Consider the following 15,819-nt stretch of genomic DNA (forward strand, 5'->3'; position numbering starts at 1 on the left):
TTTTGTAATGAGTGCCGCGGATTTACCACATTCCGCTTCATTCGCGCCCCCAATCGCGGGTGTCGGATACAGCGCACGCGCGCACATCGCCGCATTGCCGATGGCGCCTGCTCGCTGGTCGTCAGCCAGGAGAGGACATTCGATTAACGCCAGTCCCTTCGGCGAATTCGATTCCTGCGTTACCCTGCAGTCTTGCCAGAGTGCATCAGCGTCCCGAACCCGCTGGGAGAAGACCATGCGATGGAGACTGTTTGCGGTGCCATATGGCGCGCTTCTCGTCCCGATGATTGCACTTGCGCAGGAGAAGCATATCGTTGCATTCGACGCACCAACCAGCGGCAACAAGTACACGCAGCAGTACATCCTCGAAGTTGGTGACGTGCCTGAGCACAAGCTGCGGCTGTTCGAGTTAGTGCGCAGCTATGGCGGTAAAGATCAGACTATTGAGGGCGTTGTCCTCAAAGAGGCCGTTATCCGTGGCACCAGCGACCTGACCGACTTGAATGGGCTCGGCCGCAGCTATGTCGAATACAGGATGGAGAACGGCGACAAGATTTTTGCACGCGGATTCTTCCTCTCGCACAAGCTGTCAAGCGGCGACCGCCTGAAGAACCTCACAGAGTTGGATATCACGGGTGGCAGTGGTAAGTTCCGCGGCATTCGCGGCATCGTGCGCGCCGAGACAATTTCGGACAACAAGGCCTTCAACCAGAACCGGACCGAGTTCGAATACTGGTTCGAGAAGTAGCTGCATGGTTAGGCCAGCCGGTCTATACCGTCACCACTCCCTGGCTTGCCCACTCGGCAACAGATTGGCATTGAGTTCCGTCGATTTCAGGAGAAGCACTCAAGAATCGGTTTCGGCCCAGGCTCGCCCGCGCTGCGCCGCACCGGGAAGAATCGGCGCCAACAGACCGTCTACGAAGTCATGTCGCCGGATCGGCCAGGGTAACGAGAATTGGGAATGCGCTGCCCTGCTGCCCAGAGGAACCCGCAAATCCAGCGGGGAGGAGACTGGCCACATTTCGTGCTGCGCTACGCCTGTTTTCCGGCACCTGACGCTGGCCGTGACCTCGACTGTCATCGAGAGGGACGCGTCCGCCCGGAAACAAGATCGGGCCGACGGGGCGTCATTGAGGCACCGAGGCTACCATCGGCGTTCCCACCATCGGTTTTGGCCGTAGAGATCGAGGGTCAGCATCCAGGTGCCGGAATTCATCGTGGTGGGGTCCCAGGGCAAGAGAAAGCCGCTCATGGCGGCCGTGAATTCGTGCAACTGAGGGGGCTGCTGCTGGTGCCCAACAGATCATGCAGGGGCTTGTATCCGGAGGCGGGCTGGTTCTGCCGTAGAATCTCGGCTCAAAACCAGAAACCAACGCCAGAAAAATGCGCATCGAAGCCAGTACGCCAGCCCCCGTACTAAGCACCCCACAGAACCATAAGGACTACCGCGCCGACATTGACGGGCTTCGCGCCATCGCCGCTTGCTCGATCGTGCTGTTTCACGCGTTCCCGCAAGCGCTTCGCGGGGGATTCGTCGGCGTGGATGTGTTCTTTGTGATTTCCGGCTACCTGATCGGAAAGATCATCCTTTCCGGCGTTGCCACCAATACCCTGAGCTTTGCAGACTTCTACGCACGCCGGATCAAGCGCATTTTCCCGGCGCTCCTGATTGTGCTGGCAGCCTGCTACGCCTTCGGCTGGGTGACCCTTCTGCCTGGCGACTATAAAGAGCTAGGCAAACATGTCGCGTCGGGCGCTGGGTTCGTGTCGAATTTCGCTCTATGGACCGAAGCCGGATACTTCGACGCTGCGGCCGAGACGAAACCCCTCCTACATCTCTGGTCCCTCGGGATCGAAGAGCAGTTCTACATTTTCTGGCCGCTGCTGCTCTGGCTGTGCGGGAGGTTTCGCATCAATGCGCTGATCCCGATTGCGGCGGTCTGCATTGCCTCGTTTGCATTGAACGTGCTCACGATCCACAGCCATCCCACCGCCGCGTTCTACTCACCGCTCAGCCGGATCTGGGAGTTGCTGATCGGCACCTTGCTAGCCTACCAGCACTTGAACAACCGCTCGATCCTCCCTGGTCGATCAGCCATCAAATCGGTCCTCGGCGCGCTCTTGATCATTGTTCCGATAGCGTCCCTACCGCAAAGTGTGGCATTCCCTGGCTGGTGGGCACTCCTACCCACGGTCGGCACCTACCTGATGATTGATGCCGGGTCGCAGGCATGGTTGAGCCGTCGAGTCCTGGCGACCAAGGTATTTGTATGGTTTGGCGCAATCAGCTTCCCCCTGTACCTCGGCATTGGCCGCTTCTATCGTTCGCGCGCATCGTCGAGCACGGCACGCCGCCGATGGCAACACGCGGCGCCGCAGTCATGGCCAGCGTCGCTCTAGCTTGGGTGACATACCGCCTAGTGGAGCGCCCCATCCGCTTAGGCAAGAACAGCCGACTCAAAGTGGCAAGCCTGTGCACATTGGCAATGTCAGCCGGCGGCGTTGGCTACCTCTCATATGCGCTTGATGGCCTACCGTCGAGATTCCCGCCCGAGGTCCAGAGCATCGCGGACTTCAAGTACGACTACAAAGGCGACGCCAGGGTCAACAAATGCTGGCTGGGCGAAGTCAGCACACCCGATGGCTTTAGCGAAGAGTGCGCGAATGTGCCGCCAGGCAATTCGTCAATTCTTGTTTGGGGCGATTCGCACGCAGCTCGGCTGTACCCGGGCCTGCAGAAAGCTCTCGGAGATACGCATGCGATCTCGCAGTTCACACGCGACTCGTGCCCTCCAATACTAGGTTTCGGCTATCCCGTATGCCAGAAGAGCAACGAGTACGTCATGGCCGAGATTCGACGACTTCGCCCGAGAACCGTCGTGATGTTTGGCGTGTGGGGCCACTATCAGAAGGACTGGAGTATTCCCTCTCCCGCAAAGCAGGGCCTTCTGGCGTCGATCGAGCAGCTCAAGGCCGCTGGCATCAAGGAGATCGTTGTTCTTGGGCCGGCCCCAGAGTGGAGTGACAATCTACCAAAGCTGGTCTACCAGGGCTGGAAGGATAGCTACCCTGTCCACAAGATCCCTGCACGCCTCACTACCGGGCACGATCCAGTTCCAGTCGCGATAGATAAGCAGCTAGAGACACTGTTCAGCGATACTTCGGTCCGCTATGTCTCGATAATGCAAGTCCTGTGCACCAAGGATGGCTGTCTCACACACGTCCCGAATAGGCCAGAAGAGCTGTTCACTTGGGACTATGGACACTTGACCACCTATGGGGCGACGTTTGTGGCTCGCCACCTGTCCGAGGTTGGCGTGCTGCCTTGACCTCTGTAACGACAGCTACCCCTGAAATCATCGAGAAACCGCCATGCCGTGCGCGGCGGCACTCCGGATTTCTATGGCGACCGGTTCCTCACCCGGCAATTCATAATTGGGCGGCCGTGGAGGAACTTGTGCCGGATGTTCACCTGGACTTACTTCTGTCCATGGGACACGCCGGTATTCCTGACCCACCTGACTGCACCCGGCGTCAACAAGATTTTCACGTCAGCAAACTGGGCGGAAGCGCAGGACAAGCATCAACGCGTCGCGGAAAAGGCCAAGCGTGTGTTGCCGCGCGTGGCGAAGTGAGCGCCATGACACGCAAGGTCCCCACCGAAGCCGTGCGTGCGCCCGTGACCTTTTTGCTCAAAACACCACCGGTCGTGTCCACTCAATCATCGGTTTTTAAATGCGAAAACGACAACCAAGAGCGCAACAAGCGCTGCGAGCCATTTCAAGCTGGCGACCAGCTTGCCGAGCTTCTCCACCAGCACGCTGACGGCATCTGCCTCGGTAGGGTTTATCTGCTCTTGTAGCACTAGGCCATCGTGCGCACTCTCGCTCTGTTCGAGCCCGCGCAAGCTGACTTTCGTGAGATCTAGCGAGAGATGAACAACGTATCCATCAGCGATTTCCGGCGACTCCATGGCGTTGTCACTTTTACCCGGTCTGAGGCATACACATGACTCCCCGGAAAAATCAGCCACAGCCTGCTCCTCAGATATGTAAACGCCCCTCAGGCATAGCCCAACCTTGACAGCAGTAAGGCGTCCGTCCGCAACACCCTCGGACAGCGCCTGCAAGCTGCTTTCTGGCACGAGGCACGACGCCCACCACTGCTCCGGTTCCTGCATCTCATGGTCCGAGCGGTTATAGCCGAGCCTTGCGGCGCCAAGTGGGACGTCGGAGAGGGCAATGCCGAGTTCCTCTTGCCATTCGCGAAGGCCTTTCCCGTCTGCGGTGCTTACTTCCCGGGCTGCAAAAGAAATCTGAACCGTACGCGTACTACTCTCGGATTCGCCAATAATGGACAGGCGACAGTCGTCGAAAGACGCGGTCCCGTGGATGTAGGTAGAAAGCGTTGACTGCGCGTCTCCCCCTGCAGACTCTAGTTGTTGGACGACCTGGAGATCCTGCAAGGTGAGCCACAGTGACTTTGCCGGGTAATACGCCTGCGTCTTGCCATCAGCGCTAAGGAGTTCGAGCGTGTGGCCACGGTGCTCCCTTATTTCGAGTCCATCTCGTTGTTCACCATGGGTCGCGTACTCTCTCTCAGGAAAGCGAAGATGGTCGTTCTCCCCAAGCGGCCCAGGATCGAGAGGCGTCAGGTGGGTTTTAGTCGCGCCATATAGGCTATCCAGAATATCGTCACGCTGACGGACCTCGGCGATGCGCTTCCGGCCGCGTTCAATGGGTGCGGCACGGGTGCCCGGCAGCATCTGGCCAAGGACATCCGTCAAGCGATGTGCCTCGCGCGCCATGTTGCCGAACGGAATCTGCCTCGCGACTGGATCGTGGCGGAACGGCCGCGACGGGTCGGCAGCCTCCACTAGCGGTGGCAATAGCCGAGTCAGCAGGCTTGCGAAGGGAGAAAGCAACGGCAGGAACAGGCCGGCGAGAACCAGATTGAACAGCGTGTGAAAATCGGCAACCACACGCGCATTGTCCGGTTCGATCGTGACCATGAAGCTACCAAACGGCCGAAGCACTGCGAGCGCCACCACGACACCGACTGCCCGCGTAAGCAGATTGCCAACCGCCAATCGCTTCGACACCAGATCGTTCGGTGCAGTCGCTTGCAGCACGGGATTGATCGCGGTGCCTAGGTTCGCACCCAATACCAGCGCAAAAGCCGTGTTGGGCGGAACCACGTTCTGCGCGCAAAGCGCCGTGACGAGCAGGACGATCGCGACGTTCGAATTTGCGGCCCAAGTCAAGCCGGCCGCTAACAGAACATCGACCAGCGGCACAGTGGAGGCGGCGCCCAGCAGCATGCGAAGATTGGGGGCATCCTCGTAATCCGTCATCAACTCGAGCAACTGGTGCAACGCCAGCAACATCAAGCCCAAGCCTATAAGCATGCGACCCAGATCGTGTGCGCGCGCGTTCGATGCCTTGCGGAACATCAGCACGCCAACGAGGATCAAGGCCGGCGAGACGGTCGCGACCTCAAACGACAGCACCTGCACGAGCAATGTCGCGCCGATGTTTGCGCCGAGCATGACGGCAAGGGCCGGGACAAGCCCGACGAGCCCTTCGGCAGCGAAGCCGGCAGTAATGAGTCCGGTCGCCGTGCTGCTCTGCAGCACCGCCGTCACACCCATTCCGCCGAAGAAGGCGCGGAGTCGTCCGCGCAGCGTACCCCCCAGGATTGATCGAAGACCGGCACCGAATGCGCGCTGTATGCCGGTTTGAAACATCTGGGTGCCCAACAGCAGCAGCGCAACAAAGCCAGCAAGATCGATCAGCGTGTACGAAAATGTCATGATTCTGAACCCTCGACGCCAAACAGTTGCCCATGTGACTCTTACTGCTGGCCCGCCGCGGTTCCGCGGCAAGACGTCGCCGCGCCCAGCCACCGGCCGCACAGATCGGATAGCGGGACAGCTGGACCTATCGGATTCCCTTGCGCATGCTGGCACTGTACCAGTGCGCAAGCAAGGTTCCCAGCGGCCCAAAAGGTGGGGGGGGCGCTGCTCATTCCTTCTCGGCCTGAAGCTGCGACGCACGTGCCACCCTGAGGGAGGCCAGGGAGAAGGAGTATTCTGGGACCGCCGAAGAGCGGATACTCTTGCCGAGACGACCGGGAGGACTGACCGTGTGCAATAACCACGCCCCGATCCAACGCCAGCTGCTGCGCCGGGCGTAAAGAAATTCGAGACAACCAATGCGCGATCGGAGACGATTCGCGAGAAGCGATCATTTGCGGGTGCCTGGACGAACGGTCTGCTCTGTCTCGTGCCGGCCGCTAGTTTCTACGAAGCCAACTATGAGGACGGCGCCAAGTCGGTCCGCTGGCGAATCTGGTTAAAGGATGAGCCCGATTCGCGATTGCGGGGCTATGGCGAACCTGGCCGCGCGAAGCCGGTGCCGAAACGTTCAGCTTCACTATGCTGACCGTAAATTCCGACAAGCACTCGCTGATGAATCGCTTTCATGCGCCGAGCAAAGAGAACCGGATGATTGTGATTGTGCCGCGGTCGGAATGGGATGACTGGCTGACTTGCCGGAATCCGGAGCTGGCGCGCAGCTTCATGCGCCCCTACCCCGCAGCGCGGATGGATGCAGAGCCAGCGCCGCTGAGATTAAAAGAGAAAGTATGACGCTGCCCGCATCCGGCAGGGCCATTTCGCTCCGCGATGAGGCAGGTGCGTACTAAGCTCCCTGCCTCGGAGGACCCAGCTGCAGCCAACTGGGAAAGCGGGCATCGAATTCCTGCGGAGAAATATCGCTCAGATGCGAACATACCTCGTTCGGCAGCGCAATGCTGAGTTCCGTATGCCAGAGAACCAGCCCGGCAATCCGAACGACACGGACGCGCTCCTCTCTCGGAACGGGATAGGGGGAGACATGAGCGGGAACTGCCACCAATCGAACACGCCGGCGCAACTCATAACTCAACCACCCCGACGAGTCGCGTCCGACTAACCGCATGGTCGCGACATGCCGATGCAACCAGATTGCTCGCAAGACCAGAAGAATTAGAAACAGCACCGATACCCGTAACATGATGTCGCTCCGCTGTGATGCGGCTACTCCCCTTAAAACTCGACTGCCAGCCAACGTGGCAAGTGTGACCAATAGGGATCTTTTTGTATATAGGGCTTACTACTTGCAACATTCCTCCATCTCACAGGCCTGCCGAGACCGCCTCCCACACTAGGTAAGCCAGTGCCGGCACCAGCAACCAGACCGCAATCATCAAGTAGTACCGCGCACCGTGATGAGGCGGGTTGGCATGGAAGTGGTGGATCAAGGGTTTTCATAGGGGCCCCCGGCACGGTTGCAAAGCACAAAGACCTCTTTTCGAGGATAGGTCTGCCTTCAGCGAGTTACAACGCAAAGCGTATGCCATGCACCAGCCATGGTTGCGCCACTGGCGCCCTCCTGAGTTAATCTTCCCCACGGCCAGCGATTTTTTACAATGTGGGATGGCACACGAAGACGCAGCAGCGCCGGCAGCAGCAACCCGCGGCACAGGATGTTCGAGATGTGCGGGGGCACAGAACGCGCGAGAGGTCTGCGGAACGCGATGCTGCCGAGCGTAGTTTGGGGGATGGTGTTCAAGGAGGCGCCTCAAGACGGAAACTTGCACACCCTACGGCTACGGCTCGAATGCCCCCGTTCGACCCGTTGCTGTCTCTCGACCGACGGAAATGGAAGACAGCAATGCAGCAGTAGTGGCGGTCGCACGGAATGCCGCTGGACCGCACCGCCCGTTTGCCACAACGAGGGTCTGCACCGGCCCGCCCACACCCTCGCGGCGGCGCGCCTCACGCCCGGTATGCCGAGTTGGAGCGCCGCCGGCCTGATGAACTCGAGCCGGTGATCACGCACGTCGGTTGGGGGTCGTACGGGGAGGTGTTGATGCCGCCGCTGGAATGGGGACGCCATCAGCTTTCACAAGCTTCGTCGGCCTGAACGGTGAGGCAATCTCGCGCGCAGCCTCGCGCACGTGCTGGACGAACAACTCGGCGACGGGGCTCACCGTCCGGTTCTTCAGTGTCACGACCGCGACACAACGCGCCGCCACGCCGAGATCGACCGGCAATGCCTTCAGCGCCCACTGCCTGGCGTTATAGCGAAGCACCGATTCCGGCAACACCGTGACGAAGCGCCCGGTGGCGAGCAATTGGTTGCGCATGAGAATCGAGCTGCCGACAACAGCTTCGCGCGGCACGTCGAGGCCGTGAGCCTTGAACGCCTCTTCGATCAACTCTCGAATCATCTGGTTTGACGCGAAGAGCCACGGCTCGTTCACCATTTGCGCGAGCGAGACCTTCCGGCGGGTCGCCCACGGGCTTTTTGCGCCCACCACGACGCGATGCGGATCGTCGAAGAGGATTTCGCAGTCCAGGTCGTCCTCCTCGAATGCGCGCGGAACCCTAGCGAGCGCGACGTCCACGGTGCGCTCGCGCAACTCCCGGAAGTCCATGCGCTCGACGCTCGCCTGTGCGACACGGACGACGATCGCCGGATAGCGCAGGGAAAGCTTGTCTATCGCCGCTGGAAGGAGCCCTGCGGCCATCGTGTCCCCGGCCGCGACTCGTACGTCACCCGCGGTCGGACGGGCCAGGAACTCGATCTCCTTGAGCCCCTGGTGCAGCTCGTCGAACACCACGTGCCCGCGCCTGAGCAGCACCTGCGCGTAGATCGTCGGCGTGACGCCCCGCGGACCGCGGTCGAGCAGGCGCACGCACAGCACGCTTTCGAGGTTCGCGATGGACTCCGATATGGCGGGCTGGGTCATGGCGAGATGGGTTGCCGCCTTCGCCATGCTTCCCCAGTGCGCCACGACCGAAAGGATGTGGAGGTCCCGCAGCTTCAAACGCCGACCGATGCGTTGATCCCAGTCCGGTGTAGCCATCGGAGTTCCCTATATCGCTATCTCGATAAACCGAGTTCCCTTTATACCGTCCGATCGCTATCGTCGACAACATGAAACGGATCGTGATCGCCATCGCCCTGGCCCTTCTCGGATGCACGTGTGCTGCGGCCTACCCGGACAAGCCGATCCGAATCCTCGTCGGTCTGCCGAGTGGCAGCCTGCCGGACACCATCGCGCGGGTGCTCGGAGCCCGGCTGTCAGCCGCGCTGGGCGTACCCGTCCTCGTCGAGAACATCACGGGTGCGGCCGGGAACATCGCCTCCGAACGGCTCGCCAAGGCGGTGCCCGATGGCTACACGCTTGGCGTGCTGAGCCAGACTCAGATCGTGGTCAACCCGAGCCTGTACGCACTTCCGTTCGATCCGCAGAAGGCCTTCGCACCGATATCGCAGCTGACGCTGTCGGCGAACGTTCTCGTCGTGAACAGCGGCGTCCCCGCGAAGACCGTGAGCGACCTCGTTGCGCTTGCGAAGGCCCAGCCCGGGATGCTGACCTTCGCTTCCGGCGGCATCGGCAGCGGCACGCATCTCGCCGGCGAGTTGTTCCAGTTGGCGGCGGGCATCGACATGCGCCATGTGCCTTACAAGGGCGTGTCGGCGGCCATTCCGGACCTGCTGGCCGGACGCGTTTCCCTCATGTTCAGTCCGATCCAGAGCGTCCTTCCGTGGGTCCGCGATGGGCGGCTGCGCGCCCTCGCCGTCACTTCGCTCAAGCGTGCATCGGTGCTTCCGGAGCTTCCCACCGTTGCCGAGTCGGGCTTTCCCGGCTTCGAGGTCACCTTGTGGAGCGGATTGGTCGCGCCCGCGGGCACGCCATCCGAAGCGATTCGCATTCTTCACGCACAAACGGTCAAGGCGCTCGCAGCGCCGGAGGTCCGCGACAGGCTGGCTGTCCTCGGCATCGAAGAGATGGGCAACTCGCCCCAGGAATTCGCCGCGGCGATCAAGACGGAGACTCCCAAATGGGCGAAGGTCATCGGCGCCGCCGGCATCAAGGCCAACTAGCCGTCATCTGCATCGACGACCTCTCCGCCCTCGCATTCCACGACCGGCGGGCCGGCTGTGCCAAGGCCGTCCTGCACCAGGATGCGGCGGTCCAGATCAGCGTGTTCCGCGTCCGCCCGGGCAGCGGCGTGCCCTTGCACAGGCACTCTCTCGTGAGTGACTTCTTCATGGGTGTGAAAGGCGAAGTGGAGCTTCGGTGGGATGGCGGACACTTCACGCTGAAGCCGAACGCATTCATCGACATGCCGCCCGGCGTGTGGCACGAGGTCTGGAATCGGGGCGAGCAGGAAGGGTTCTTCCTGCTCGTGCACGCGCCGTTCGAGAATTTCGACTTCGAGGAGCAGACGGTCGTCTGATCCTTTCTCGCAGCCGCCGCGCGCCGTAAAGCGGCGTGCTCTTCTCGCCTGTTACGGTACGCGTCGTCTAAGAAGCGGAAGCGCGGGCACTGCCGCGCGGAACCTTCAGGTCGGCGAGCCGGATTGATCGGAACGGCTTGCTGTCGATCTCTCTCTTGCCAATGAGCTCGAGCCGGTAGATCTCCCACCGCTTGCCCCGCTTCTGGCGGCTGACTTCTCGCTGGTAACGGTCGAGCACGTCGCCGACCGTATGCGTCTTGCTGCCTTGACCATCGGCCAGGGAGCGCAACTCCGCTTCCCGCTGTACGGCCCAGGCCTGGGCCGCTGCCTTGGTATCGAAAGACCGGCTTTCGCGCTGACCTTTGACGAACACCGATGCCTCCCATCCTGCTGCCTTCTTCCTCAGACTTGCCATTGCCCAAACTCCTTAGGGCCCCGACGCCAGAGCAAACGCGCTCATCCCGATATTGTGGTGTGCTTGGTACTTGGCATTGTACCTACGGGGTATGGGGACAGAACAAGCTGACGTAGTGCGGACGTAATTTAGACGTAGTGAGGGATAGTTTCGTGAGTTTTTGTGCAGCTTTCCCGACACGGAAGCCAGGACGTGCAAAAGCCTAGAAACCCTTGTGGGGCTTAGGTTTGCGGTGTGCTTCGGGGTGGATTGTTTGATGAATGCGAGCACGAGGACGGTGGCGCTGGCTTCCAGCGCGGCGACAAAGTACAGGCCGGACGAGAGCTGGCCGGTGCTGGTTTTGAACCAGCCGATCATGTAGGGCGCCACAAAGCCGGCGAGGTTGCCGATGGAGTTGATGAGGGCGATGCCGCCGGCGGCAGCGGTGCCGGCGAGAAAGGCCGAGGGCAGCGACCAGAAGACCGGGAACGCGGCGAGGATGCCGACGGAGGCGATGGTGAGCCGCGACCATGGCGAGCACCGCGCTGTGCAGCCACATGCCGGTGAGCACAAGGCCGGCGGCGGCCATCAGGGTGGCTAGCGCGCAGTGCAGGCGGCGTTCGCCGGTGCGGTCGGAGTGGATGCCGTTCCAGACCATGGCGAGCGTGCCGGCGATGAAGGGGATGGCGGAGACCAGGCCGATCTGCAGGTTGCCTTTGACGCCTAGCTCTTTGATGATGGATGGCGACCAGAAGGCGATGGTGGCGTTGCCGCTGACCACGCAGAAGTAGATGGCGGCGCAGATCCAGACGCGCGAGTTGGTGAAGGCGGCGCGCAGGGAGGAGTGCTTGGCGGGGTCGCGGTTTTCGGCTTCGATCTCGCGGGTGACGAGATCGCGTTCGCCGGGGGTGAGCCATTTGGCGCCGATGGGCTTTTCCGGCAGGAACATCAGCACGGCGATGCCGGCGAGCACGGAGGGGATGCCTTCGATGACGAACAGCCATTGCCAGTTGGCGAGGCCGTCGACGCCTTCCATGCTGCTCATGATGAAGCCTGCCAGCGGGCCGCCGATGACGCCGGCGATGGCGAAGGAGGTCATGAACAGGCCATTGATGCGGGCGCGGCGCTGGGCGGGGAACCAGTAGGTGAGGTAGAGCACGACGCCGGGGAAGAAGCCGGCTTCGAACACACCGAGCAGGAATCGCAGGGCGTAGAACTGCATGGGGGTCTTGACGAAGATCATCGCCATGGAGGCGAAGCCCCACAGGATGGTGATGCGGGCGAGCGTGCGGCGCGCGCCGATCTTTTCCAGCAAGAGGTTGCTGGGCACTTCGAACAGGAAGTAGCCGATGAAGAAGATGCCGGCGCCGAACCCGTACACGGCTTCACTGAATTGCAGGTCTTGCAGCATCTGCAGCTTGGCAAAGCCGACATTGACGCGGTCGATCCAGGCGAGCACGAACAGGAAGACGAGGAAGGGAATCAGCCGTACCGCGATCTTGCGGTAGGCCTCGTTGCGCTCTGCCGGGGTGTGGGCCGGGCTTTCCAGGGCGCCAGGGGCGCCGGTCATCACGGAAGACATCGGTGGTACTCCTTGGGTGTTGATTGACGGGGCCGCGCTGCTTGGTCGCGGCCCTCGGTCTTTGCTGCTAGCTACTACGCGTTACCGCAGCGCGGCCTCAATGGCGCCGGCTACCTGCAGCACGCGCGCGTCGCGCCCGTTCAGGCCGCCAACGCTCAGTCCGATGCCCTGCTCCGCCGCGGGCATCGGCAGCGATACGGCGCAGCCGTCGAGGAAGTTAAGCACACTCGGGTTGCGCAGCACGAGGCCGTTGGCGGCGAAGAAGGCTTCGTCGCTTTGCAGGGCATCGAGCCGTGGCGGGCGCACGGCTACCGTGGGCATCAGCCAGGCGTCGGCTTCGCGCAGCAGGTCGGCGGCGCGAGCCTGCATGGCACGGCGCTCGGCCAGCAGTTCGATGTAGTCGGCGGCGCCGAGTTGCTCGCCGCGGCGGATGCGCATGGCGACGCGCTGGTCGTAGTCTTCGCCGCGCTCGGCCAGCAACTGCTGGTGCCAGTGCCATGCTTCGGCGGCCGTCAGGCCGCCGCCAGCGTTGATCTGCGGCAGGCGCTTGAGCTCGGGGAATTCGAACGTGACGATCCGCGCACCAAGCCGGGAGAGCGTGGCCAGCGTGGCGTCGAAGGCTTGTGCGACTTCGGCGTCGAGGCCGTCGCACACGAAATCGCGAGTCACGAGCAGACGCAACCCGGCCAGCGGCGCGGGGCGGCTGTCCAGCGTTTCGCCGCTGACGATGGCGTCAAACGCGGCGCAGCAGGCAACCGAGCGTGCCAGCGGGCCGGCCGAGTCGAGCGAGGTTGACAGTGGCACGGCGCCGGCCAGCGGCACCCGGCTTGCGGTGGGCTTGAAGCCGGTCAGGCCGCAGAACGCGCTGGGGATGCGGATCGATCCGCCGGTATCGGTGCCGAGCGCCGCGACTGCCATATCGAGCGCCACACTGACCGCGCCACCCGACGTGGAGCCGCCCGCGATACGGGCTTCGTCGAAGGGCGCGCGCGGCGTGCCGTAGTGCGGGTTCAGGCCGAGCCCGGAGAACGCGAACTCGCTCATATTGGTGCGCCCGATCAGCACGGCGCCGGCGGCGCGCAGGCGCGCCACCACGGGCGCGTCGGCGTTGGCGGGGGCGCCGCCAAGCGCTTTCGAGCCAGCTCGGGTCACCTGCCCCCTTACGTCGAACAGGTCCTTGATGGAAACCGGCAGCCCGGCCAGCGGCGACGCCACCAGCCCTGCGGCGCGCGCGTGGTCGGCGGCGCTGGCCGCGGCCAGCGCGCCGGCGCCGTCGACTTCCAGGAAGGCCGTGCCACCGGCATTACGGTGGCCGTCGATGCGCGCCAGTGCCTGCTCGGTCAGCGCAACGCTGGTGGTGCGCCCGGCGGCCAGGTCGGCGGCGAGCGCGGCAATGGTTGGCAGCGTGGTGCTCATGGTGCTACCGCCAGGCATGCCACGCGATAAGCATGGCGCAACGTGCGCTTGAGCACCGGATCGTGGAGTTCGACTTCGAAGGCTTCGCCGCTGCCCAGTTCGCCAATCACAGCCTGTGTGCCGCAGAACATGGCGGTGCCCACCGGCAGCTTGTCTTCTCCGGTGAGACGCTGGATCAGGTCGCGCGGGTCCAGCAGGCGCGTTACCTGCCCCTCCTGGTAGAGCTCGCGCTGGCCATCGCGGGTGCGCCAGCAGCGCATCTGCAACTGGTCCCAGTGCGCGGCCACATCGTCGAAGCGCCAGACTGCGGTGCCCAGGGGCTTGGCGCACATCTGCTTGGAGACGGTGACGTCATAGGCTTCGACCTTGCGGTCGGTGTGGTCGGAGCCCACGCCGATGTACATCGCGTCCTTGCCCGCCAGCAGCACGAACTCGATTTCGCCGGAGGAGTCTGCGCGCGGCACTTCGAGCAACGCGTCCGTGGTCAGCAGCGAGTTCTTCCGGAATTCGTCAATGTGTTCGCGGATGGCCTCGCGCACCGCCGGCACGTCGCGCCGCTCCAGGGCATCGATGATCACCAGGTGCTCTTGGTAGACGTTCTCCAGGTGCTGTGGGTCGGACAACGAGAGGAACCAGAAGCGCGCCTGCTTCTCGTGCAGGTTGCGCAGCAGGTCGGCCAGCACGCGATTGCGCGAGGCGGCCGACATGGCGGTATGGAATTTGAGGTCGAGCGTGGCGAGGCCGGTGATGTCGCGCCGCGCGATCAGGTCAGGCGAGCGGGCGACGATCTCGCGCATGGCCTTGAGATCGCTCTCGTGGGCGCGCTCGCAGGCCAGCGTGGCACACAGCACTTCGTTGGTGGCGCGCACTTCGATCATGTCGAGCACTTCGTTGAGCGACAGCGGCGAGACCAGCACGCCCTTGCGCGGCAGGATCGACACCAGCCCTTCCACTTCCAGCCGGTGCAGCGCCTGGTGCACGGGGGTGCGGCCAATGCCGAGCAAGGCAGCAACCTGGGCTTCGTTGAGCGGCTCGCCTGGACGGAACTCGCAGGAAATGATGCGCCGCTTGATCTCGGCATAGGCCTGCTCGCGCAGCGCGGCGCCGGTGGCGGCGCGCGAGGCTGGCTCAGGGGGCTGGTCGGCGCTGCCGACCAGCCGGATCGGGTTCGGCATGGTGATTCCGCAATATTGAAGTTGTTGTGATACTAGTCTGATATTTCACTGATCGTCAACAAATCGGACGTGCGGGTAAACACTGAATGGTGAATGAACCGGCTGCATTGCGCAGTCGCGCATGCGCTGCATTTCTCCCCCGCCCGCAACCGGGCGAGCTCCTGGAAGCCTTATAAAACAAGGTATTGAATCGATACGAGGAAGTGCGCGCTCAGAAATCAGAGCGCCGACCGCATCGCCGCCATTCCCAAAGACAGACGACTCGAATATCATGAACGGGAACCAAACGAATCGATAATCGATTCAGTCGTATATTGGTGCAATATGCATTCATCGTGGTGCAGGCCTTCCCAGCGATGGTGCCCGTCACCGGTACGAGGACTCGGCGGAACGCGAACATGAACCGGCAAGACCATCAGGAAAACGGCGCCGAAGCGCCGAGCATCGACTCGGAAAGCGACGAAAAAACCACTCGCCATGACCCGCTTTTCAATCAGTCGCTGGAGAAGGGGCTGGAAGTGCTGCGGGCTTTCAGCGCAGTCCACCGCACCCTCACGCTGGCCGAACTGGCGGGGCTGACCGGCATGACCAAGAGCTCCGCGCAACGCACCGTGCATACGCTGGAAACGCTGGGCGTATGTGGCCAAGCACCCGCAGACGCGGCGCTTCCGGCTGACCCCCAAGGTGATGGAGATCGGCTACAACTACCTGTCCGCCGACGCGCTGATCCAGGTCGCCAGCCCTTACCTGTCGCAGCTCGCCAATGCCAGCGGCGAGTCCGCCAACCTGACCGAGCCAGTGGGGCTGGAGATGGTCTACGTGGCGCAGTTGATGACGTCGAAGTACATCCCGGTGCTGACGCCCGTCGGCATGCGCATCCCGATGTACTGCACCAGCAGCGGCCGCGCGTACCTGAGCACGTTACCGGACGAACAGGTGATGGCCATGCTGGAGG

At 62.5% G+C, this 15,819-nt stretch carries 13 protein-coding genes and 3 pseudogenes; 9 read left to right on the forward strand and 7 right to left on the reverse strand.

Features of this window, described 5'->3' with window-relative positions; all coding sequences use genetic code 11:
* The first annotated feature begins 235 nt into the window (after positions 1-235).
* From OR16_RS24745 to OR16_RS44160, 4 genes are all read left to right on the forward strand, one after another.
* The gene (locus tag OR16_RS24745) at positions 236-748 is read left to right on the forward strand and encodes a hypothetical protein (protein ID WP_006160883.1); all 513 of its coding nucleotides are present in this window, start codon (positions 236-238) and stop codon (positions 746-748) included.
* Positions 749-1,386: 638 nt separating this feature from the next.
* Positions 1,387-2,403, forward strand: a complete 1,017-nt coding sequence (locus OR16_RS41775) for an acyltransferase family protein (RefSeq protein ID WP_006160884.1) — start codon at positions 1,387-1,389, stop codon at positions 2,401-2,403.
* Positions 2,385-3,332, forward strand: coding sequence for an SGNH hydrolase domain-containing protein (locus OR16_RS41780; protein WP_006160886.1), 948 nt, complete (start codon positions 2,385-2,387; stop codon positions 3,330-3,332). The genes OR16_RS41775 and OR16_RS41780 overlap by 19 nt, the downstream gene beginning before the upstream one ends.
* A gap of 135 nt (positions 3,333-3,467) precedes the next feature.
* Positions 3,468-3,638 carry a hypothetical protein gene (locus tag OR16_RS44160; RefSeq protein ID WP_006160887.1) on the forward strand — a complete coding sequence of 57 codons (171 nt, stop codon included), beginning with the start codon at positions 3,468-3,470 and terminating at the stop codon, positions 3,636-3,638.
* Between the two features lie 86 nt (positions 3,639-3,724).
* On the opposite strand, the gene OR16_RS24755 is transcribed toward OR16_RS44160, so the two are convergent.
* Positions 3,725-5,815, reverse strand: a complete 2,091-nt coding sequence (locus OR16_RS24755; protein ID WP_006160888.1) for a Na/Pi cotransporter family protein — start codon at positions 5,813-5,815, stop codon at positions 3,725-3,727.
* Between the two features lie 418 nt (positions 5,816-6,233).
* Between OR16_RS24755 and OR16_RS48390 the strand changes: the two genes are divergently transcribed.
* Both OR16_RS48390 and OR16_RS48395 read left to right on the forward strand, forming a co-directional pair.
* Positions 6,234-6,446, forward strand: a complete 213-nt coding sequence (locus OR16_RS48390) for a hypothetical protein (RefSeq protein WP_423739683.1) — start codon at positions 6,234-6,236, stop codon at positions 6,444-6,446.
* A complete protein-coding gene (locus OR16_RS48395) occupies positions 6,380-6,652 on the forward strand; it encodes an SOS response-associated peptidase family protein (RefSeq protein WP_423739684.1) in 273 nt (90 codons plus the stop codon). The genes OR16_RS48390 and OR16_RS48395 overlap by 67 nt, the downstream gene beginning before the upstream one ends.
* Positions 6,653-7,878: 1,226 nt before the next feature.
* Here OR16_RS48395 and OR16_RS24760 read toward each other — a convergent pair.
* Positions 7,879-8,916 carry a LysR family transcriptional regulator gene (locus OR16_RS24760; RefSeq protein WP_006160891.1) on the reverse strand — a complete coding sequence of 346 codons (1,038 nt, stop codon included), beginning with the start codon at positions 8,914-8,916 and terminating at the stop codon, positions 7,879-7,881.
* 83 nt (positions 8,917-8,999) lie between these two features.
* Between OR16_RS24760 and OR16_RS24765 the strand changes: the two genes are divergently transcribed.
* Positions 9,000-9,941, forward strand: a complete 942-nt coding sequence (locus OR16_RS24765; RefSeq protein WP_006160893.1) for a Bug family tripartite tricarboxylate transporter substrate binding protein — start codon at positions 9,000-9,002, stop codon at positions 9,939-9,941.
* A complete protein-coding gene (locus OR16_RS40015; protein WP_006160894.1) occupies positions 9,899-10,297 on the forward strand; it encodes a cupin domain-containing protein in 399 nt (132 codons plus the stop codon). The genes OR16_RS24765 and OR16_RS40015 overlap by 43 nt, the downstream gene beginning before the upstream one ends.
* Before the next feature lie 67 nt (positions 10,298-10,364).
* On the opposite strand, the gene OR16_RS24775 is transcribed toward OR16_RS40015, so the two are convergent.
* The 5 genes and pseudogenes from OR16_RS24775 to OR16_RS46325 all read right to left on the reverse strand — a co-directional run.
* Entirely contained in the window at positions 10,365-10,712 is a 348-nt protein-coding gene (locus tag OR16_RS24775) for a hypothetical protein (RefSeq protein WP_006160896.1), read from the reverse strand.
* Between the two features lie 249 nt (positions 10,713-10,961).
* Positions 10,962-12,261 (reverse strand): annotated as a pseudogene (locus tag OR16_RS24780) (MFS transporter); the annotation flags it as partial.
* 93 nt (positions 12,262-12,354) lie between these two features.
* Positions 12,355-13,689: an amidase gene (locus OR16_RS24785; protein WP_006160898.1), complete on the reverse strand. Its 1,335-nt coding sequence runs from the start codon at positions 13,687-13,689 to the stop codon at positions 12,355-12,357.
* Positions 13,686-14,153 (reverse strand): DUF2848 family protein, encoded by a 468-nt coding sequence (locus OR16_RS46320; protein WP_237717211.1) that lies wholly within the window; start codon positions 14,151-14,153, stop codon positions 13,686-13,688. The genes OR16_RS24785 and OR16_RS46320 overlap by 4 nt, the downstream gene beginning before the upstream one ends.
* 18 nt (positions 14,154-14,171) lie before the next feature.
* A pseudogene (locus OR16_RS46325) lies at positions 14,172-14,864 on the reverse strand (GntR family transcriptional regulator); the annotation flags it as partial.
* Positions 14,865-15,262: 398 nt separating this feature from the next.
* Between OR16_RS46325 and OR16_RS24800 the strand changes: the two are divergent.
* A pseudogene (locus OR16_RS24800) lies at positions 15,263-15,819 on the forward strand (IclR family transcriptional regulator); the annotation flags it as partial.

It is taken from the genome of Cupriavidus basilensis OR16 (genome assembly GCF_000243095.1).
Taxonomy (GTDB): domain Bacteria; phylum Pseudomonadota; class Gammaproteobacteria; order Burkholderiales; family Burkholderiaceae; genus Cupriavidus; species Cupriavidus basilensis_D.